This is a genomic window from Nocardia sp. CC213A, assembly GCF_030766805.1.
Lineage (GTDB): Bacteria > Actinomycetota > Actinomycetes > Mycobacteriales > Mycobacteriaceae > Nocardia > Nocardia otitidiscaviarum.
This window is the reverse complement of sequence record NZ_JASFXA010000017.1, coordinates 162,429-181,860: the sequence shown is the minus strand read 5'-3', so window position 1 is coordinate 181,860 and position 19,432 is coordinate 162,429. Positions and strand designations below refer to the sequence as shown.

General features: G+C 68.3%; 17 protein-coding genes and 1 tRNA gene. 14 read left to right on the top strand and 4 right to left on the bottom strand.

The features are described 5' to 3' along the window. On the top strand, window positions 1–373 hold a 373-nt coding region (locus QJS31_RS27615), incomplete at its 5' end, for an integrase core domain-containing protein (protein WP_306358084.1). A gap of 143 nt (window positions 374–516) precedes the next feature. Here QJS31_RS27615 and QJS31_RS27610 read toward each other — a convergent pair. Next, window positions 517–590, bottom strand: a tRNA-Arg gene (locus QJS31_RS27610). A 202-nt stretch (window positions 591–792) separates the two neighbouring features. Between QJS31_RS27610 and QJS31_RS27605 the strand changes: the two genes are divergently transcribed. From QJS31_RS27605 to QJS31_RS27575, 7 genes are all read left to right on the top strand, one after another. Beyond that, window positions 793–2,835, top strand: a complete 2,043-nt coding sequence (locus tag QJS31_RS27605) for a cytochrome c oxidase assembly protein (protein ID WP_306358083.1) — start codon at window positions 793–795, stop codon at window positions 2,833–2,835. Window positions 2,836–2,843: 8 nt separating this feature from the next. Then, window positions 2,844–3,809 carry a threonine/serine dehydratase gene (locus QJS31_RS27600; protein WP_372341760.1) on the top strand — a complete coding sequence of 322 codons (966 nt, stop codon included), beginning with the start codon at window positions 2,844–2,846 and terminating at the stop codon, window positions 3,807–3,809. Window positions 3,810–3,926: 117 nt separating this feature from the next. After that, window positions 3,927–4,370, top strand: a complete 444-nt coding sequence (locus tag QJS31_RS27595; RefSeq protein WP_282784281.1) for a single-stranded DNA-binding protein — start codon at window positions 3,927–3,929, stop codon at window positions 4,368–4,370. Between the two features lie 54 nt (window positions 4,371–4,424). After that, window positions 4,425–6,101, top strand: a complete 1,677-nt coding sequence (ettA, locus tag QJS31_RS27590; RefSeq protein ID WP_282784282.1) for an energy-dependent translational throttle protein EttA — start codon at window positions 4,425–4,427, stop codon at window positions 6,099–6,101. A gap of 381 nt (window positions 6,102–6,482) precedes the next feature. Next, window positions 6,483–11,384 (top strand): NAD-glutamate dehydrogenase, encoded by a 4,902-nt coding sequence (locus tag QJS31_RS27585; RefSeq protein ID WP_282783176.1) that lies wholly within the window; start codon window positions 6,483–6,485, stop codon window positions 11,382–11,384. A 32-nt stretch (window positions 11,385–11,416) separates the two neighbouring features. Beyond that, window positions 11,417–11,848 carry a thioesterase family protein gene (locus tag QJS31_RS27580; protein ID WP_255222021.1) on the top strand — a complete coding sequence of 144 codons (432 nt, stop codon included), beginning with the start codon at window positions 11,417–11,419 and terminating at the stop codon, window positions 11,846–11,848. Between the two features lie 29 nt (window positions 11,849–11,877). Beyond that, a complete protein-coding gene (locus QJS31_RS27575; RefSeq protein ID WP_306358082.1) occupies window positions 11,878–12,552 on the top strand; it encodes a hypothetical protein in 675 nt (224 codons plus the stop codon). A gap of 320 nt (window positions 12,553–12,872) precedes the next feature. Here QJS31_RS27575 and QJS31_RS27570 read toward each other — a convergent pair whose 3' ends face one another. Continuing rightward, entirely contained in the window at window positions 12,873–13,193 is a 321-nt protein-coding gene (locus QJS31_RS27570) for an AzlD domain-containing protein (protein ID WP_282783171.1), read from the bottom strand. Continuing rightward, the gene (locus QJS31_RS27565) at window positions 13,190–13,900 is read right to left on the bottom strand and encodes an AzlC family ABC transporter permease (RefSeq protein WP_282783169.1); all 711 of its coding nucleotides are present in this window, start codon (window positions 13,898–13,900) and stop codon (window positions 13,190–13,192) included. The genes QJS31_RS27570 and QJS31_RS27565 overlap by 4 nt, the downstream gene beginning before the upstream one ends. A 76-nt stretch (window positions 13,901–13,976) precedes the next feature. Between QJS31_RS27565 and QJS31_RS27560 the strand changes: the two genes are divergently transcribed. Then, on the top strand, window positions 13,977–14,549 hold the full coding sequence (locus QJS31_RS27560; RefSeq protein WP_282783167.1) for a helix-turn-helix domain-containing protein: 573 nt from the start codon (window positions 13,977–13,979) through the stop codon (window positions 14,547–14,549). A 40-nt stretch (window positions 14,550–14,589) separates the two neighbouring features. Here the strand turns inward: QJS31_RS27560 and QJS31_RS27555 are convergent, their stop codons facing one another. Continuing rightward, entirely contained in the window at window positions 14,590–15,285 is a 696-nt protein-coding gene (locus QJS31_RS27555; RefSeq protein WP_282783165.1) for an HNH endonuclease, read from the bottom strand. 186 nt (window positions 15,286–15,471) lie between these two features. Here QJS31_RS27555 and QJS31_RS27550 point away from each other — a divergent pair, with 186 nt between their 5' ends. The 5 genes from QJS31_RS27550 (at window position 15,472) to QJS31_RS27530 (ending at window position 19,241) form a co-directional block, all read left to right on the top strand. Then, window positions 15,472–15,885 (top strand): globin, encoded by a 414-nt coding sequence (locus QJS31_RS27550; protein WP_282783164.1) that lies wholly within the window; start codon window positions 15,472–15,474, stop codon window positions 15,883–15,885. Between the two features lie 143 nt (window positions 15,886–16,028). Further along, a complete protein-coding gene (locus QJS31_RS27545) occupies window positions 16,029–17,621 on the top strand; it encodes a glycoside hydrolase family 13 protein (protein ID WP_282783178.1) in 1,593 nt (530 codons plus the stop codon). 77 nt (window positions 17,622–17,698) lie between these two features. Then, window positions 17,699–17,977 carry a hypothetical protein gene (locus tag QJS31_RS27540; RefSeq protein ID WP_282783162.1) on the top strand — a complete coding sequence of 93 codons (279 nt, stop codon included), beginning with the start codon at window positions 17,699–17,701 and terminating at the stop codon, window positions 17,975–17,977. Beyond that, window positions 17,964–18,431 carry a DUF5130 family protein gene (locus QJS31_RS27535; RefSeq protein ID WP_306358081.1) on the top strand — a complete coding sequence of 156 codons (468 nt, stop codon included), beginning with the start codon at window positions 17,964–17,966 and terminating at the stop codon, window positions 18,429–18,431. The genes QJS31_RS27540 and QJS31_RS27535 overlap by 14 nt, the downstream gene beginning before the upstream one ends. A gap of 333 nt (window positions 18,432–18,764) precedes the next feature. Further along, window positions 18,765–19,241, top strand: coding sequence for a helix-turn-helix domain-containing protein (locus QJS31_RS27530; protein ID WP_306358080.1), 477 nt, complete (start codon window positions 18,765–18,767; stop codon window positions 19,239–19,241). The last annotated feature ends 191 nt before the right edge of the window (window positions 19,242–19,432 follow it).

Sequence of the window (19,432 nt, the reverse complement as noted above, 5' to 3'; positions counted from 1 at the left end):
GCGCCAGGGACGTCCGTGGACCGGGTCCACGATTCATCACAGCGACGCCGGGTCGCAATACGCTTCAGTGAAATGTGGTGAGACACTGATGCTTTCGGGTCTGCGCCCATCGATAGGTTCGGTCGGGGACGCCTTCGACAATGCCCTCGCCGAGACCACGATCGGGCTCTATAAGACCGAGGCGGTTCGCGATGATTCGCCGTTCCGCCGCGGCCCACTGTATCGGCTGGCTGATGTCGAGCTACTCACTCACGAGTGGGTCAGCTGGTTCAATCACTCCCGGCTGATGCACCGACTCGGCCGTCGACCACCGGTCGAGTACGAAGCCGACTACTATTCGACCTGCTCCGAGCAACCGGCTGGAGACAGATAACCCGGTGCGCACGGAACCCGGGGAGATTCAGTGCCGAGTGAGTATGTTGAGACTTTGTTGGGGTCCGGTGAGGGTTTGAGCCCTCTTCCACGCGGGTAAAGGTGTGTACGACCCCCGGTGTGGCTGGTCGGTCGGTTGATGAGTGCCCCCGGCAGGAATCGAACCTGCGACCTAGGGATTAGAAGGCCCTTGCTCTATCCAACTGAGCTACGGAGGCAGTCGGGTGGTGCACGGCTGTGTGCCACCAAACACCTTGACCGATATCGATCGTGGTGTCCAGCGGGTTAAGTATAGCGACCGTCCAGATGGGGGATGGTCGGCGTGGCGTGGCTGGGCAGCGCGTCGGGGCGGTGGTGCGGACCGGGTGACGGGAAACCCCGTGGGAGTCCGGACCGGCGTTCCGAACTACCCTGAGTCGTATGTCGTCTCCGCAGGACCCGCCCGCAGTCGCCGACGTCCAGGCCAATCGGTCGGGGTCGGGGGCGTCCTTCGGTGTGCTCGCGGCTATGGCGGGGGCGGTCGCGGCCATGGTGGGGGCGATGGTCGTGGGGCTGTCGGCCGCGGAGGCGCTGACGTTGCTCGGGATACCTGATCCTGGGCCGCTCACTACGTATGGGTTGCCCGCGGTGCGGGCGGTGGCGGATCTGTCGGCGGCGTTGACCGTGGGGTCGTTGTTGTTCGCCGCGTTCCTGGTGCCGCCGCAGAAGGACGGGCTGCTCGACGTCGGCGGGTATCGGGCGTTGCGGCGGGCCGCGAATTCGGCGCTGGTGTGGGCGGGGGCGTCGGCGTTGCTGGTGCCGCTCACCCTGTCGGACACGACCGGGCAACCTCTCGCGGACTCGTTGCGGCCGGAGGAGGTGTGGCGGGCGGCCGATACGGTGGATGTCGCCAGTTCGTGGCGGCTCACCGTGTTCTTCGTGCTGGTGCTCGCGGTCGGCTGCCGGGTCGCGCTGCGCTGGGGGTGGACGCCGGTGCTGCTGTGGCTGTCGGTGCTGTCGCTGTTGCCGGTCGCGTTGACGGGGCATTCGTCGTCGGGCGGGTCGCACGATGTGGCGACCAACAGCCTCATTCTGCATCTGCTCGCCACCGGGTTCTGGGTGGGCGGGCTGTTCGCGGTACTGGCCTACGCGTTGCGCGGGGGTAAGTGGACCGCGCTCGCCACCCGGCGGTTCTCCACGGTCGCGACGGTGTCGTTCATCGTGATCGCGGCCAGCGGCGTGCTCAATGCCTGGGTGCGGTTGCAGGAGCCGTCGGATCTGGTGGAAACCACATACGGGCGGCTCGTGCTGGCCAAGACGGCGGCGCTCATCGTGCTCGGCGTCATCGGGTACATGCAGCGCCGGGCCGTGCTTCCCGATCTGGAGGCCGATCCGGGCGATCGACGCGCCCTGATCCGGTTCGCGGGCGTCGAGGCGTTGATCTTCGCCGCCACCGTCGGGCTGGCGGTCGGGCTCGGGCGCACCCCGCCGCCGGAGCTGAAGCAGATCCCGACTCCGGCCGAGGTGGAACTCGGCTACAACCTGGCTGGGCCGCCCAGCGCCGCGCGGTTGCTGTTCGACTGGCGGTTCGACCTGATCTACGGCACCCTCGCGATCGTGCTCGCTGTCCTCTATATCCGCGGTGTGGTGCGGCTGCGGGCGCGCGGCGACGCGTGGCCGGTCGGGCGCACCATCGCCTGGCTGTCGGGCTGCGCGGTCCTGCTTATCGCGACCAGCTCCGGCATCGGCCGCTACGCGCCCGCCATGTTCAGCGTGCACATGGGGCAGCACATGCTGTTGTCCATGCTCGCGCCGATTCTGTTCGCGCTGGGCGGGCCGGTGCTGCTGGCGCTGCGGGCACTGCCACCTGCCGGACGCGATGCCCCGCCGGGACCGCGCGAGTGGATTCTGGCGGCCGTGCACAATCCGGTGTCGCGCTTCATGACCCAGCCCGTGGTGGCGTCGGTGTTCTTCGTGGTCGGGTTCTACGGCCTGTACATGGGCGGTCTGTTCGACCAGTTCGTGGATTCGCACGGCGCGCACCTGCTGATGAATCTGCACTTCCTGGTGAGCGGCTACCTCTTCTACTGGGTGGTCATCGGGATCGACCCCAAGCCGCGTCAGGTGGAGCCGCTCACCAAGGTGGGCATGGTGTTCGGCTCGCTGCCGTTCCACGCCTTCTTCGGTGTGGCGCTGATGAGCATGAACAGCGTCATGGGCGGCTGGTTCTACCGCAGCCTCGGCCTGGGCTGGAACGACAATCTGCTCGAGGATCAGCGCAATGGCGGCAGCCTGGCTTGGGCCAGCGGTGAGATTCCGCTGGTCTTGGTGATGCTGGCACTGCTCATCCAGTGGTCGCGCAGTGATCAGCGGCTGGCCAACCGTATCGACCGCGCCGCCGACCGGGACGATGACGCCGAGCTGGCCGCGCACAACGCCATGTTCGCCGAACTGGCGAGACGGGATCGAGAGGTACGCAAGTGACTGACCGGATCGTCGCGCCGACCGGGGAGGACCCGGCGCGAAAGGTCAAGAAGCTCTACCGATCCGACGTGCGGCGGGCCAGACGGCTGCTGCGCGGGCAGTTTCGGGTCACACCGGTGTTCCACACCGAGATACTGGGCCCGCACGGGCCGGTGCCGGTCACGCTGAAACTGGAATACCTGCAGCACGGCGGCACGTTCAAGGTGCGCGGCAGTCTGAACGCGCTGCTGGGCGCGCGGGCCGGGGTGGACAGCGTGGTGCTGGCCTCCGGCGGCAATGCCGGTATCGCCGCCGCCCTGGCCAGCGCCGTGCGCGGATTGAGCTGCACGGTGGTGGTGCCGGAATCCGCACCGCACACCAAGGTCGCGGCCATGTGGTCGCAGGGGGCCGAAGTGCTGTGGCACGGAACCACATACGCCGAGGCGTACCGCTTCGCCTCCGAACTGGCGACCGAGCGCGGCGCACTCCAGTTGCACGCCTACGACCAGCCCGCGATCGTGGCCGGGGCCGGTGTGGTCGGGCTGGAGATCGAGGATCAGGTGCGCGGGCGGCCGCCGGTGCTGGTGGCCGTCGGCGGCGGCGGGCTGGTGGCCGGTATCGCGGTGGCGCTGGGACCGCGCGGCCGGGTGATCGGCGTGGAACCGCACGGCGCGCCGACCCTGCACGCGGCACTGGCGGCCGGGCGGCCGGTCGAGGTGGATGTGTCCAGCGTCGCCTCGGATTCGTTGGGGGCCAGCCGGATCGGTTCCATCGCCATGGAGGTCGCGCAACGGTACGGCGTGGAATCGCTGCTGGTCAGCGATGACGCCATCGTGATGGCGCGGGAGTACCTGTGGCGGGAGTTCCGGATCGTGGTCGAGCCCGCCGGTGCGACCGCGCTGGCCGCCATCCAGAGCGGCGTGTACGTGCCCAAGCCACACGAGCGACCGGTCATCGTGCTGTGCGGGGCGAACACGGATCTGGCAACCTTGTAGTTCACAAGCATCGGAGTTATCCCCACTCGCCGAAGACGGGCTGTCGCGCCGGTCGCACGCGAGTCAGGCTGGAGAGGTCTTCCGGATCCGGAAGCCAGTCGGCAAGGGGGAGCAACGATGTACGAAATCAATACGTCCATAGTGGGTACGGTGGTTACGCATCCGGTGCGACGAGAACTGCCCAGCGGTGAGCAGCTGATCAGCTTTCGGCTGGCCAGCAATCCGCGGCGCTTCGACACCCAGCGCGGCGAATGGGTCGACGGTGACACCACCTATCTCACGGTGCGCTGCTGGCGGCGGCTGGTCGCGGGGGTGGAAGCCTCGTTGCACCGCGGCGATCCGGTCATCGCCTACGGGCAGCTCAGTTCGCACGAATACCGCACACGAGAGGGAGTGACGCGCAGTGATCTCGAGCTGCGGGCCTTCGCTCTCGGTCCGGATCTCGGCCGCTGCACGGCCCTCGTGCAGCGCAAGCGTTTCGAACGCGTGGACACCGACCACACCACACCACCCGGTGATACCGAACACAGGGAAGCCGAAGTGGCGACCGCATCGGACTAGACCCACCACCGCCCTCGACGGCGGCGCTCAGCGCCGCAGCATAGGATTTTCCATATGGCTGAGTTCATCTACCAAATGCGAAAGGTTCGCAAAGCGCACGGCGACAAGGTCGTGCTCGACGATGTGAACCTGAACTTCCTCCCCGGCGCCAAAATCGGCGTCGTGGGACCGAACGGCGCTGGTAAGTCGAGCGTGCTGAAGATCATGGCGGGACTGGACCAGCCGAACAACGGTGATGCCTGGTTGGCGCCCGGTGCCACGGTCGGCATCCTGCAGCAGGAGCCGCCGCTGAACGAGGAGAAGACCGTTCGCGGCAATGTGGAGGAGGGCCTCGGCGAGATCAAGGTCAAGCTGGACCGGTTCAACGAGATCGCCGAACTCATGGCCACCGACTACTCCGACGAGCTCATGGAGGAAATGGGCAAACTGCAGGAGGAACTCGACCACGCCGATGCCTGGGATCTCGACTCCCAGCTCGAGCAGGCCATGGACGCGTTGCGCTGCCCGCCGCCCGAGGAGCCGGTCACCAACCTCTCCGGTGGTGAGCGTCGCCGTGTCGCGCTGTGCAAGCTGCTGCTGAGCAAGCCCGACCTGCTGCTGCTCGACGAGCCCACCAACCACCTCGACGCCGAATCGGTGCTGTGGCTGGAGCAGTTCCTCGCCCAGTATCCGGGCGCGGTGCTGGCCGTCACCCACGACCGCTACTTCCTCGACAATGTCGCGGGCTGGATTCTCGAGCTCGACCGCGGTCGCACCTACCCGTACGAGGGCAACTACTCCACCTACCTGGAGAAGAAGGCCGAGCGGCTCGAGGTCCAGGGCAAGAAGGACCAGAAGCTGCAGAAGCGCCTCAAGGACGAGCTCGCGTGGGTGCGCTCGGGCGCCAAGGCCCGGCAGGCCAAGAACAAGGCCCGCCTGCAGCGCTACGAGGAGATGGCGGCCGAGGCCGAGAAGATGCGGAAGTTGGATTTCGAGGAGATCCAGATTCCGGCCGGTCCGCGCCTGGGCAATGTGGTGGTCGAGGTCGAGCACCTGGACAAGGGCTTCGGCGACCGCCAGCTGATCAAGGACCTGTCGTTCTCGCTGCCGCGCAACGGCATCGTCGGCGTCATCGGACCCAACGGTGTCGGTAAGTCGACGCTGTTCAAGACCATCGTCGGTATGGAGGATCCGGACAGCGGCACCGTGCGCGTCGGCGATACCGTCAAGCTGAGCTACGTCGACCAGAACCGCGCGGGTATCGACCCCAACAAGACGGTGTGGCAGGTGGTGTCCGACGGGCTGGACCACATCCAGGTCGGCAATCAGGAAATGCCGTCGCGCGCCTACGTTTCGGCCTTCGGCTTCAAGGGGCCGGACCAGCAGAAGCCCGCGGGCGTGCTCTCCGGTGGTGAGCGCAACCGCCTGAACCTGGCGCTCACCCTCAAGCAGGGCGGCAACCTGATCCTGCTCGACGAGCCGACCAACGACCTCGACGTCGAAACCCTCGGCTCGCTGGAGAACGCCCTGGAGAACTTCCCGGGCTGCGCCGTGGTCATCTCCCACGACCGCTGGTTCCTGGACCGCACCTGCACGCACATCCTGGCGTGGGAGGGTAACGACGACAACCCGGCGGCGTGGTTCTGGTTCGAGGGCAACTTCGAGGCGTACGAGGCCAACAAGATCGAGCGCCTCGGCCCGGAGGCGGCCCGTCCGCATCGTGTCACCCACCGCAAGCTGACCCGCGGATAGGGCGACGACCTCCGACTCGCGTGCCCGCCGCCCTCGGGCGGCGGGCACGGCGACACCTGCGGTGTGAACGCACCGAGGTTGCTGGCGTCCCGGCGGTTGCCGGGGCAGATGAGGCGCTCAGCCATGTCCGCTGGCAATCTGAGAGCGAACTCAGTGCGTAGCGCAAACGCACTAGTGCGCGAAAGCCGTTCGGATGCAAGATTTGTCGTACGCCACCTGGCGATTCGGCGGCATCGCGGTGAACGCCGCTCTGCCTTGTTTGTCGGGTCTGTACGACGCGGCGCGGCATTGAGAGGAATTGAGCCCGGCGCATCCCGCGCCCAGCTACTCTCGGGACCGGCGTCACTTTGTTACGGAACCGAATCCGAGGAGCTGGCGAAAATGACCGTCTCGTCCGAATTGTCCAGCGCGGCATGGGCTGCGAGTTTGCCCGCATCGCTGCGCGGCAACTTGGTGTCGCTGGAGGAGGCGTACTTCCGACACGTCGACGCCGGGGACGCGGACTGCGCGATCCCGGCGACATCGACGCAGATCTTCCGCAGTCATGTGGAGCTGGCCATCCAGCGCGGACGCGGCACGGCCAATGTGAAGGTCCACCACCAGGAGGACGAGTCCTGCCTGGGGGCCGCCCTGCAACTGGTCACCGATGATATGCCGCTGCTGGTCGAGTCGGTCACCTCGTCGCTGAACCGCATGGGCATCAGCGTCAGCGAGGTCGTGCACCCCATCTTCGAGGTCACCCGCGACGCCGACGGCACCCTGGAGACCGCCGTCCCGCACGAGGTGGACGGCAACGGCGCGACCGGGCTGCGCGAGTCCTGGATGCACATCCAGCTGCACCCCTCCACCAGTCGAGAGCAGCTGGAGCGCATCGAATCGGCCATCCCGGACGTGCTCACCGACGTGCGCGATGTCATCGGCGATACCGAGGCCATGCGCGAGGCACAGGAACGCGTGGCCGACGAACTCGACGCCGCGGCTGCCGCGAGCAGGTCCCCGTTCTCCGCCACCGATCTGACCGACTGCGCGAATCTGCTGCGCTGGTTGGCCGACGGGCACTTCACCGTGCTCGGCTACGCGCGCTACGAGCGCACCACCGTGGACGGCACCACCAAGTCGGTGGTGCGCCCCGACACCAGCCTCGGGGTGCTGCGCCCCAATGTGGGCACCGATTTCCGCGTCCCCGACAACAGCGGTGACCAGCCGCTGCTGATGCTGACCCAGGGCTTGGTGCCGGCCACCGTGCATCGCGCCGTCTACCCCTACTTCGTGGGCGTCGCCGAATTCGACGAATCGGGCGTCGTCACCGGTGAGCACCTGTTCATCGGCGTCTTCACCGTCACCGCCATGCACGAGAACGTGCTCGACATCCCGGTCATCGAGCGCCGGGTGCGCCGGGTGATCGAGGCGAGCGGCTTCGACCTGGACTCCTTCTCCGGTCAGGAGATGCTGGAGGTCATCCAGTCGTTCCCACGCACCGAGCTGTTCTCCTCCGACGCCGAAACCCTGCGCCGTACCGCGAGCACGGTGCTGAATGTCGGTATGCGCCGCCAGGTTCGGCTGTTCCTGCGCCTGGACGGTTACGGCCGGTTCGTCGCCTGCATGGTGTACCTGCCGCGCGACCGCTACACCACCGCCGTGCGCCTGGAGATGCAGGACATCCTGGTGCGTGAACTCGGTGGCGCGTCCATCGACTACTCGGCGCGGGTCTCCGAAAGCGAACTCGCCAGCGTGTACTTCACGGTGCGCCTGCCAGACCAGGGCGGGGTCGCCGACACCTCCGAACCCAACCGGCTGCGGATCCAGCACCTGCTCGCCGAGGCCAGCCGCACCTGGGAGGACCACCTCAACGACGAGGTCGCCACCTCCGCCGTGCTCGATCCGGCGGTGGTGTCCACCTACGCCGAAGCCTTCCCGGAGAGCTACAAGGAGGATTTCGGCGCGGGCCGGGCGCTGGCGGATATCGTTCGCCTGCAACGGCTTCAAGACGGCGGGATCGACCAGCACCTGTATCGGCGCTCCGACTCCGAGCCGGGCTGCTGGCGTTTCAGCCTCTACATCGGCGGCGCGAGCATCTCGCTGAGCCAGGTGCTGCCGGTGCTGCAGAGCCTCGGGGTGGAGGTCGTGGACGAGCGGCCGTACCAGATCGAACTCGATCACGGCCCGGAGCGCTGGATCTACGATTTCGGCCTGTTGGCCCGGCCCGAGCTACTGCGCAGCGCACTGGACCGGAACATGGACGCCGAACTGGTGGAGTCGGCCGAGCGCATGCACCTGCTCGACGTGCAGGTCCGCGGCCTGCGCGAGCGGTTCATCGAAGCTTTCGAGGCGATGTGGTACGGGCGGGCGGAGGCCGACGGTCTCAATGAACTCGTGCTGCGCGCAGCACTGCCCTGGCGCTCGGTCTCCATCCTGCGCGCGTACGCGAAGTACCTGCAGCAGGCCGGTTTTCCCTACAGTCAGGCCAACATCACCCGCGTACTGTTGGCCTACCCGGATGTCTCGCAGCTGTTCGTGGACCTCTTCGCGGCCATCTTCGACCCGGATTCCGCCGACGCGGAGCAGGCCCGCGAGCTCGAGAGCGCGGTGCGCCGCCGCATCGACGATGTGGTGAGTCTGGATGCCGACCGCATTCTGCGCGCCATCCTGGGACTGATGCGGGCCACGCTGCGCACCAACTACTACATGACCGATGCCGAGGGGCGTCCGCGCGACTACCTGTCGTTCAAGGTGGAGCCGCAGGAGATCGCCGAACTGCCCAAGCCCCGGCCGCAATTCGAGATCTTCGTGTACTCGCCGCGAGTGGAGGGCGTGCATCTGCGTTTCGGCCCGGTGGCGCGCGGCGGCCTGCGCTGGTCGGACCGGCTCGAGGATTTCCGCACCGAGATCCTGGGCCTGGTGAAGGCGCAGGCGGTGAAGAACGCCGTGATCGTGCCGGTCGGCGCCAAGGGCGGGTTCGTTGTGAAGCAGCCTCCGGCCGCGACCACGGATCCGGTGGCGGACCGGCAGGCGCTGCAGGCCGAGGGCGTGGCCTGCTACCGCACCTTCATCTCCGGTCTGCTCGATGTCACCGACAATGTGGACCGCGCCAGCGGCGAGGTCATTCCGCCCGCGCGGGTGGTGCGCCGCGACGGCGACGACACCTACCTGGTGGTGGCCGCCGACAAGGGCACGGCGACCTTCTCCGATATCGCCAATGACGTTGCCCGCCAGTACGGTTTCTGGCTCGGCGACGCCTTCGCCTCCGGCGGCAGCGCGGGCTACGACCACAAGGCCATGGGCATCACCGCCAAGGGCGCGTGGGAGAGCGTCAAACGGCATTTCGCCGAGATGGATATCGATACCCAGACCCAGGATTTCACCGTGGTCGGCATCGGCGATATGAGCGGTGACGTATTCGGCAACGGCATGCTGCTGTCCGAGCACATCCGGTTGGTCGCCGCCTTCGACCACCGGCACATCTTCCTGGACCCCAACCCCGACGCGGCGACCTCCTACGCCGAGCGGCAGCGCATGTTCGCACTGCCGCGCTCGTCCTGGGCGGATTACGACCGCTCTCTGATCAGCGCGGGCGGCGGGGTGTGGGATCGCACCGTCAAATCAGTGCCGATCAGCGAGCAGGCCCGGCAGGCGCTGGGCCTGGACGAGGGCGTGACGGCCCTGTCGCCGCCGGAACTCATGCGCGCCATCCTGAAGTCCCCGGTGCAGCTGCTGTGGAACGGCGGCATCGGCACCTACATCAAGGCCAGCACCGAATCCAACGCCGAGGTGGGCGACAAGTCCAATGACGCGGTGCGGGTGAACGGCAACGAGCTGCGGGTGCGGGTGATCGGCGAGGGCGGCAACCTCGGCGTGACCGCGCACGGGCGCATCGAGTTCTGCCGCAACGGCGGCAAGATGAACACCGACGCGCTCGACAACTCCGCGGGTGTGGACTGCTCCGACCACGAGGTCAATATCAAGGTCCTGCTCGACGGCGTGGTGAGCAGCGGAGAACTCGCCGAATCCGAGCGCAATCCGCTGCTGGCCTCCATGACCGACGAGGTCGCGGCGCTGGTGCTGCGCGACAACGTCTCCCAGAACTATCTGATGGGCATGTCGCGGGCGGAGGCGTCGCGCATGCTGAATGTGCAGGTGCGCGTGATCCAGGATCTGGAGGAGCGGCGCGGGCTGGACCGCGATCTGGAGGCGCTCCCGTCGGACGCCGAGATCAAGCGGCGGCTGGAGGAGGGGACCGGGCTCACCTCGCCCGAGTTGTCGAATCTCATGGCGCACGTGAAGCTTTCGCTCAAGACCGACCTGCTCGGCAGCGATCTGCCCGATACCGCCTACTTCGCCGCCCGGCTGCCCGACTACTTCCCGACACCGCTGCGGGAGCGGTTCGGCCCGGCCATCAAGCGGCATCGGCTGCGCCGGGAGATCACCACCACCATGTTGGTGAACGAGGTGGTCGATCTGGGCGGCATCACGTACGCGTTCCGTTTGAACGAGGAGATCGGGGCGACGGCCTCCGACGCGGTGCGGGCCTTCACCGCCGCCACCCAGATCTTCGATCTGCACGCGGTCTGGGAGCGCATCCGGGCGGCGAGCGTCGCGACCTCGGTCAAGGACGCGCTGGAGTTGGAGACCAAGCGAACCCTCGACCGCGCCTCCCGGTGGCTGCTGAACAATCGGCCGCAGCCGATCGCCGTGGGTGCGGAGATCCATCGCTACGCCGCGTCGGTGCGGTCGCTCTCGCCGAAGGTGCCCGGCTGGCTGCGCGGCCATCACATCGACTCGCTCATGGCGCAGTCGCAGGTGTTGATCGGGCGCGGCGCTCCGGCCGAGCTGGCCAGTGAGGTGCTGGGGCTGCTCAACCTGTTCCCGCTGCTGGATGTGATCGATATCGCCGACATCACCGACCGGGGTGGTGACGAGGTGGGCGCGCTGTACTACGCGCTCAACGATCACCTCAAGATCGACTGGCTGTTGCAGGCGGTCAGCCACCTGGAACGCGGTGATCGCTGGCACGCGCTGGCCCGGCTGGCGCTGCGCGACGACATGTACGGTTCGCTGCGGTCGCTCACCCTGGATGTGCTCTCCGCCGGAGACCCCGAGGAGACGGCCGAGGAGAAGATTGCATACTGGGAGTCGAAAAACCAGTCTCGACTGGGTCGCGCGCGTGCGGCGCTGTCGGAGCTGTTCGAGTCCGGAACCCACGACCTCGCCACGCTGTCGGTCGCGGCGCGGCAGGTGCGCAGCATGGTGAGCGGGGTGGGAGCGCAATCGGAGGTACCGCGTTGACGAGTGTCGGTTCGCTGAACGGAGCGGGGAGGGTGGCGCTCGCGCAGCCGCCCCGCTTCCACACCAAGGTCGAGGTCCGCTGGTCCGATATGGATGTGTTCCAGCACATCAACCATGCCCGCATGGTGACGCTGCTGGAGGAGGCTCGGATCCCCTGGCTGTTCACCGATGACCGGCCGACCGCTCGTCTGGGTCGCGGCTGTGTGCTCGCCGATCTTCGGGTGCAGTACAAAGGCCAACTGCGGCACGAGGATTCGCCGCTGGACGTCTCCATGTGGGTGTCGCAGCTGCGCGCGGTGGACTTCACCGTCGCCTACGAGGTGCGCGCGGCCGGGGTCGCCCCGGACGCGCGTCCGGCGGTGGTCGCGTCCACCCAGCTCGCGGCCTTCGATATCGACACCCAGCGACTACGCCGTCTCACCGACGACGAACGCGACTATCTCGCGCAGTGGCTGGCGGAGTGATCGCGGGCCGAATGATGTCGAGCTGAACCGTGGCAGGTCAAGCGACACTTCATATTCCGGATCCGGCCGAGCGGGAGAACCTGGCCACCTTCGTCAACCACGCGGTCCGGCTGGACCCGGCGGTGGTGATCCGGCTGCGCCGCCGGGGCGTGAACTACGTATCCGCCTGGGCCGCCACGGGTTTCGAAACCCTGGCGGTCCGGACGGTGGTCGGGGCGCTGAGCGTGGAGGATGTCACCGTCGGCGGTGACACGGTGCTGTCGGGCCTGCACGGGCCCGATTCCGGCAAGCCCATCGACCTCGGCTACTCCATGGATTCCGCTTGGCGCTCGGCGCTGCCGCCCGCCGCCGGATTCGTGCACGTGGACGATGTGCCCGCCCGCATGCTGGTCGAGCTGGCCGAGCGCGGGGCGGAGGTGGCGCAGGAGCACGGCAGCGCCCACGGCCCGCCCGCCTCCCTGCTGGACCAGACCGTGCTCACCGTCTCGGGCGGTGGGGAAGAGGTGGAGGTCCCCATGCGGGTGGTCTTCGCTCTCACCGCTATGGACTTCATTCCACACGGCGGCGAGAAGACCGATTCGCGGCGCATCTCCGTGGACGAGATCGTGCGGGTCCGCGCGGCCCGCACCTGGCTGCGCCTCGACGCCCGCTACGGCTCCGTCGCCCGCCGCCGCGGGCCGGGTATGCCGCTGCTCCCGCAGTAGGCGACGGTCGCACAGCAGGCGGGGTCGCGGTGCCGTTCCGCTGGAGCCGCGGTGCTGATCGTCGTGCGGGTCGAGGTGAGTCGGCTCCGGCAGCGAGCCCGTCGGTGCGCCCTTGCGTCGCGGCGAGCGGTTCGGCAGCAGAGGGTTTCCCGGATACATGCGGCCCGACTCGGATCGCGGCCGGGTCACCCGGTCGGCCAGCCCCCGCCCGGGAAACGCCGGCGGGGCTTGCTCGTGCGGCGGGGGTTCCCGATCGGCGGGGCGCTCGTCGCGCGGTTCGGATCCGGTCGGCCGAGTTGCCGCGGCCGGTCTCGCTCGGTTCAGGAGACGCCGAGCAGGCGGAGAAACGCTGTGGTGGCGGCCGCGGACAGGATGACGACCAGCAGGGGTGCGCGTCGCCAGGCGAGCACGATGGCGACGAGAACGCCTGCCGGCAGGGCGATTCCGGCGTGACCGCCGCTGCCCGAGGGGATGAGCGTGGTGACAGCCAGGGCCGTGAGCAGGACGACCGAGGCGATCTCCAACAGGCGGATCACGCGTGGGGAGACATTGACGCGGCGGCGCAGCACCGGGCCCGCGAAGCGGAACGCGTAGGTGCCCACGGCCAGCGCCAGGGTGCCGATGAGGAGCGCCTTGGTCATGACGATGCGCCCTCGGCACCGGTTTCCGGCTCCGGTTCGTCACCCGCGCGGCGGGCCACCAGCACGACGGCCAGCAGCGCCAGCAGGATGGGCAGCCCCGCGCCCAGGAACGGGGTGGTCACCGCGGCCACGCCCGCGCCGATCAGGGCGGCGGTGCGGGTGAGCGTATCGTGGAACGCGGGCAGCACCAGTGAGATCAGGACGGCGGGGAAGACCGCGTCCAGACCGAAGGCATTGGGGTCGGGCACCACCGAGCCGAGGACCGCACCGACGGCAGCCCCGAGCGGCCACGCGGTCAGCACCCCTAGGCCGCACAGCCAGTAGGCGGCGCGGCGGCGGTCGCGATCGGGCTGGGCCAGCGCCAGCGCCACCGACTCGTCGTTCATGACATGGGTGCCGACCAGGCGACGCCAGCCCGACCCCACCACATCGGGGACGGACAGGCCGTAGGGCAGATGTCGCGCATTGACGAGCAGCCCCGCGAGTACGGCGGCGATGAGGCTGCCGCCCGCGGTGATGATGCCGATGAAGACGAATTCGGCGCCGCCCGCCACGACCGCGATGCTGAGCAGCATCGGCAGCCAGGCGGGCAACCCGGAGGTGACGGCGGTCGCCCCGTAGGACACGCCGATCATGGCGATTGCCAGGCAGATCGCCGCGATACCGGTGAGCGCACCCCGATCCAGTGTTCGCCATATCGAACGCATGTTGTCTATAGTGAACGCATCGGATCGATTCGTCAAAGCGATGGACGAACATCACCCGGTACGCTGTGAACCCGATATGAGCCAGCACGACAGCCCCACTCCCGCCTCACCGCAGGAGGCGATCGCCGCCGCCCTGCGCCGCGAGCGCACCCGTGCCGGGTTGTCGCTCAGCGAGGTCGCCAAGCGCGCGGGCATCGCCAAATCCACACTGTCGCAACTGGAGTCGGGCTCCGGTAATCCGAGCATCGAAACCCTGTGGGCATTGTGCGTCGCCCTCGATGTGCCATTCTCCCAGCTACTCGATCCGCCGCGCCCGCAGGTCCAGGTGATTCGCGCGGGCGAGGGGCAGGCGCTGGCCTCGGCGCAGGCCGACTACCGCATCGCCCTGCTGTCGGCCGCCCCGCCCAATGCCCGCCGGGACATCTATCGCCTCACCGTGGAGCCGGGGCATCCGCGGGAATCCGATCCGCATACCCGCGGGGTCGTCGAGCATGTGGTGCTGTGCGCGGGCCGCGCCAAGGTCGGGCATGTCGACGCGCCCGTGGAACTGCATCCCGGCGATTACATCTGCTACCCCGGCGACCTGCCGCACATCTTCGAGGCGCTCGAATCCGGGACCTGGGGCCTGCTCATCAGCGAATTCAGCTGAGCGCGGTGGGGTCGGCGAGGGCTGGGACGGCGGGAATCGGCTAGGCCACGTCCTCGCCGAGATACTGCAACCACACCGGATCCAGTTCCGAGGATGCCGACAGCAGCCGCCAGTGCGGGCCCTTGGGCGCGACCATCGGGTGCCGCAGCGTCCAGCCCAGCTCGCTGAGCAGTTTGTCGGCCTTGCGGTGATTGCAGGGGGCGCAGGAGGCGACGCAGTTCTCCCAGGAATGCGCGCCGCCGCGGCTGCGCGGGATCACATGGTCGATGGTCTCGGCCTTGCCGCCGCAGTACGCGCAGCGATAGCGGTCGCGATGCATGAGCGCCGCGCGGGTCATCGGCACCCGGGCGCGATAGGGGACTCGCACATAGTTGCGAAGTCGGATGACGGAGGGGAGGGCGACCGCGGTGCCCGCGGAGTGCACGACCGGGCCCTCGGGGTTGTCGTGGACCGCATCGGCCTTGTCGCAGATCAGCAGCACGATGGCGCGGCGCGCGGAGAGGGCGGTGAGCGGCTCGTAGGTCGCGTTCAGCAGCAGGACGCGGCGCTTGGCCCAGCTCGGGACCGGTGGCAGGGAATCGGCGGAGCGATGCGCGTGATCGTGACGCGCACCCGGATACGAATGGTCGGACAGAACATGCAGCGAGGGAGCCCCCGACCCACGATTGTGGACGTCGGCGGGCTGGAGTTGTCGGTGTGTGCGCGCCTCGTGCCGCGCGCCGTGCCGCTGCTTCATGTGTGCAACCCCGAATTCGTATTCGCTGGAGTGTGTGGTAACTCGGCAGACTGCCACCAAGTTGACCATGCCCGGACGTGGAATGCACGGTGATTTCGCACATTGTCGGGCACATTCAGGTGAACGGGCCGTGATAATCCGGTTCCCCACCTCCCCGGAATCCCCGCCGCGCGCTCGACAGGCAGAATGGACGGCGTGAGTTCGGGTGAGCAGACTGCGACGTCCTTCTACCAGGCGGTCGGTGGGGCCGAGACGTTCCATCGGCTCGTCGCCGCGTTCTACCGGGAGGTGGCCGCGGACGAAGTGCTGCGTCCGCTGTATCCGGAGGAGGATCTGGGGCCGGCCGAGCGGCGGCTGCGCATGTTCCTCGAACAGTACTGGGGCGGGCCGCGCACCTACTCCGACGAGCGCGGGCATCCCCGGCTGCGGATGCGGCACATGCCGTTCAAGGTGGGCCCGCTGGAGCGGGACGCCTGGCTGCGGGCCATGCGGATCGCGGTGGCCGAGATCGAGCCGGAGGTGCTCGATGATCAGCACCGCAGACAGCTGCTCGACTACTTCGAGATGGCCGCGAATTCGCTCATGAACTCGCCGTTCTGAATTACTCGGCGCTTAAGCCCTTGGAGCCCTGAGTCTTTCCGGTGGGTTGCGCCGTCAACTGACCATTTGCTGAATCTCGTCAAGTGTGGGCGACACGCCAGCGCGAGTCGGTCCGCTTTGGCACACTACGGGCTGTGACAGACATTTCGGCGGTGTCGGGTCCCGGAGACGCCTCGGTCGACCCGTGGTGGCGATCGGCGGTGTTCTACCAGGTGTATCCGCGTTCCTTCGCGGATTCCAACGGTGACGGCGTGGGCGATCTGGGTGGATTGCGGGAGAAGCTCGGATATCTGGAGCTCCTCGGCGTCGACGCGCTGTGGATCTGCCCGGTCATGCGCTCGCCCATGGCCGACGGGGGGTACGACGTCTCCGATCCGCGCGATATCGACCCACTCTTCGGCGGACTGGACGCCCTGGACGCGGTGATCCACGAGGCGCACTTCCGGCAGATCCGCGTCACCATGGACCTGGTGCCCAATCACACCAGTGACCGGCATCCGTGGTTCCAGGCCGCGGTGGCGGCGGGGCCGGGCAGCCCCGAGCGCGACCGCTACCTCTTTCGTGACGGCCGTGGCCCGGACGGTGCTGTGCCGCCGAACAATTGGCCGAGCGTCTTCGGTGGTCCGGCCTGGACGCGGATCACCGAACCCGATGGCCGGCCGGGGCAGTGGTACCTGCACATCTTCGCGCCCGAACAGCCGGATCTGAACTGGGAGAACGAGGAGGTGGCCGCCGACTTCGAGCGGACCATGCGGTTCTGGCTGGACCGCGGCGTGGACGGGTTCCGCATCGATGTCGCCCACGGCATGGCCAAACCGGAGGGCCTGCCCGATATGGCGCATGTCGACACCCGCATGCTGGTACACGACGACAGCGATCCGCGCTTCAACAATCCGGGCGTGCACGAGATCCACCGTCGCCTGCGCAAGGTGATGGACGAGTACCCGGACGCGGTGGCCATCGGTGAGGTCTGGGTGGACGACAACACTCGTTTCGGGGAATACGTGCGCCCGGACGAGCTACATCTGGCCTTCAACTTCCGCTTGGCCGAGACACCCTTCGACGTGGCGAAGATCCACGCGGCCGTGGACAATTCGCTGGCCGCCGTGGCGGCGGTCGGTGCCACGCCCACCTGGACGCTGTCCAATCACGATATCGAGCGCGAGGTGACCCGCTACGGCGGCGGCGGGCTCGGACAGGCGCGGGCGCGGGCCATGATGATGCTCGAATTGGCGCTGCCGGGTTCGGTGTTCGTCTACAACGGGTCCGAGCTGGGACTGCCGAATGTGGACGATCTGCCGGATGCGGCGTTGCAGGACCCGGCGTGGGAGCGGTCCGGGCGCACCGTGCGGGGACGCGACGGGTGCCGGGTACCGCTGCCGTGGGAGGGCGCGTCGCCGAATTTCGGCTTCAGTACCGGGCGGCCCTGGCTGCCCATGCCCGCGAGCTGGGCCCGGCTGACGGTGGAGAACCAGCTGGAGCGGCTCGACTCCATGCTGTCGCTGTACCGGATGGCCATCGAATTGCGGGCCGGTCGACCGGAATTCGCCGGTACGGGACTCGAATGGTACGGCGCGCCGCCGGGATGCCTGGCCTTCCGGCGGGACGGGGGGCTGGTGTGCGTGCTCAACGGCACGGACGCCCCGATCACGCTGCCCGCCGGCGAGGTGCTGTTGGTGAGTGCGCCGATATCGGGTAGAGAACTTCCAGCAAATTCCACCGCGTGGCTGGTGTGAGGCGTTCTACGACGACACGTAGGTGAACACGCTCACCGCTCGTCGGCAGCGTCGGAAGCATCGTCTACCGTTGAGCCGTGAGCATTCTCCAGACAGTGCTGATCTTTGTCGGCATCCCGTTGGCGATCTATCTGGTGATCGCTGGTTTGTCGTATCTCGGCAAGCCGCTCCCCGGTAAGAAGCCGGAGCACTTCGAGCTCGGTGACACCTGGACCCAGGGCCCGGTGCTGTGGAGCGCGACCGACGAGGTGACCGGAGCGGGTCATCACGATACTGCCGAGTCGCATGGCAATCATGCGGCAATCGAATCCGCCGACGCGGACCTGATCGGAGGCCGGGCAAGTGGCAAGTTCTAAGTGGCCCGCGGTGAACGAGGCCGATCTCCCGCACGGCTACGCCGTCACCAGCAGCGGACGGGTATCCGGCGTGCACGAGGCCGGTGACGTCTTCAACGAGGTGCCGTTCAGCGACCACGAGCGGCTGCTCATGGACAATGCCCTCACCGACGCCACCCGTGCCACCAAGGTGCGGTTCAACGTCTACATCGGCGACCTCGGCGCGGATGCCGCCGCCGGCGTGGACGCGCTGTTCCCGACCACCCCGGAAGCCGCGCGTTCGGTGCTCATCGCCGTCGACCCCAACACCAAGTCCGTCGAGGTGCGGTCCGGCCGCGAGGTGGCGGAGCGCGCCAACGACCGCGTCTGCCAGCTCGGCGCCACCGCCGCCCTGAGCTCCTGCCGCCAGGGCGACCTCATCGACGGCCTGGTCTCCGCCATCCGGGTGATGGCCGCCGCCATCGGCCGCGTCTAGTTTCCACCGGCGCCGCGCTGCGCGGCGCTGGGAACCTCGCGCCCCTTCCGTGTCCGCACACCCCTCGTGGTGCGGAGACGGAAGGGGCGCGAGCTGTATGGAAAGCCGTGGTCTGTCGCACTCGGCTGTGGTTGGCATCGGCGGCGTGACATGTTGGCGAGCGGGTCGGTATCGGCGCGGCTGTCGGGAGCGGGCGGATCGCGGTGGAAACGGCTTCCCGCGATCGGTCGTTCCGGTGTCCCGCCGCGCGTGCGGTTAACTCGCGACGCGGTGTGTTCGCCCTCAGCAGAGAGGCGGGGCGCGGTGCGGGTGGTCGGTCGTAGGCTGCCAGGTATGACCGAGCAGCCGAGCATCGAGTTCCCGCGGGCCGAACTTCCGCGCCTGCACGTCGTTCCGGGTGGGCGGGACGATCGGCCGCGCCGCGCGCCCAGCGAGGGCGCTGGGCCGGTGCCGGAGCCGCGGTCGGTGCGGGAGCCGCTGTGGCGGGAGGTGCTCGGACGGCGGCTGCGGGCGCTGCGGCAGGAGCAGGGCGCGACGCTGGCGGAGACGGCCGGGCGGGCCGGGGTGTCGCCGCAGTACCTCTCCGAGGTGGAGCGCGGCCGCAAGGAACCGTCGAGCGAGATGATCGCCGCCATGGCGGGTGCGCTCGGCACTTCGCTGTCCGGACTCATCGAGCAGGTCGCCGACGACCTCCGGCGCTTGCGGCGCGCGGTGGCGGTGCGCCCGACCACCCGAATCCGCCCCGCCGACTATTCGCGTCCCGCGGCCCCGCACGCCAGCGGCCCGAACCTGGTCCTGCTCGCCGCCTGACCGACCGGCTCCGCTGTCCGCTCGGATGCCGTCGGTGCTGACTCCGGCGCGGCCGACTTCTGTCGCGCCCATGATGTGCTGTGCGCTGACGTACCGATATCCCGTGTGGTCGAGTGGTCCTGCCCTGTCCGATGCTGCCGTGGGCGGCGGCCCGGCCCGTGCCGTGACACCGCATCCGTCGACCGCGTCCC

Coding starts and splice junctions, on each gene's coding strand:
- QJS31_RS27605 (WP_306358083.1), top strand. CDS start 793: ATGTCGTCTCCGCAGGACCCGCCCGCAGTCGCCGACGTCCAGGCCAAT.
- QJS31_RS27595 (WP_282784281.1), top strand. CDS start 3,927: ATGTACGAAATCAATACGTCCATAGTGGGTACGGTGGTTACGCATCCG.
- ettA (WP_282784282.1), top strand. CDS start 4,425: ATGGCTGAGTTCATCTACCAAATGCGAAAGGTTCGCAAAGCGCACGGC.
- QJS31_RS27585 (WP_282783176.1), top strand. CDS start 6,483: ATGACCGTCTCGTCCGAATTGTCCAGCGCGGCATGGGCTGCGAGTTTG.
- QJS31_RS27570 (WP_282783171.1), bottom strand. CDS start 13,193: ATGACCAAGGCGCTCCTCATCGGCACCCTGGCGCTGGCCGTGGGCACC.
- QJS31_RS27565 (WP_282783169.1), bottom strand. CDS start 13,900: ATGCGTTCGATATGGCGAACACTGGATCGGGGTGCGCTCACCGGTATC.
- QJS31_RS27560 (WP_282783167.1), top strand. CDS start 13,977: ATGAGCCAGCACGACAGCCCCACTCCCGCCTCACCGCAGGAGGCGATC.
- QJS31_RS27555 (WP_282783165.1), bottom strand. CDS start 15,285: ATGAAGCAGCGGCACGGCGCGCGGCACGAGGCGCGCACACACCGACAA.
- QJS31_RS27550 (WP_282783164.1), top strand. CDS start 15,472: ATGGACGGCGTGAGTTCGGGTGAGCAGACTGCGACGTCCTTCTACCAG.
- QJS31_RS27530 (WP_306358080.1), top strand. CDS start 18,765: ATGACCGAGCAGCCGAGCATCGAGTTCCCGCGGGCCGAACTTCCGCGC.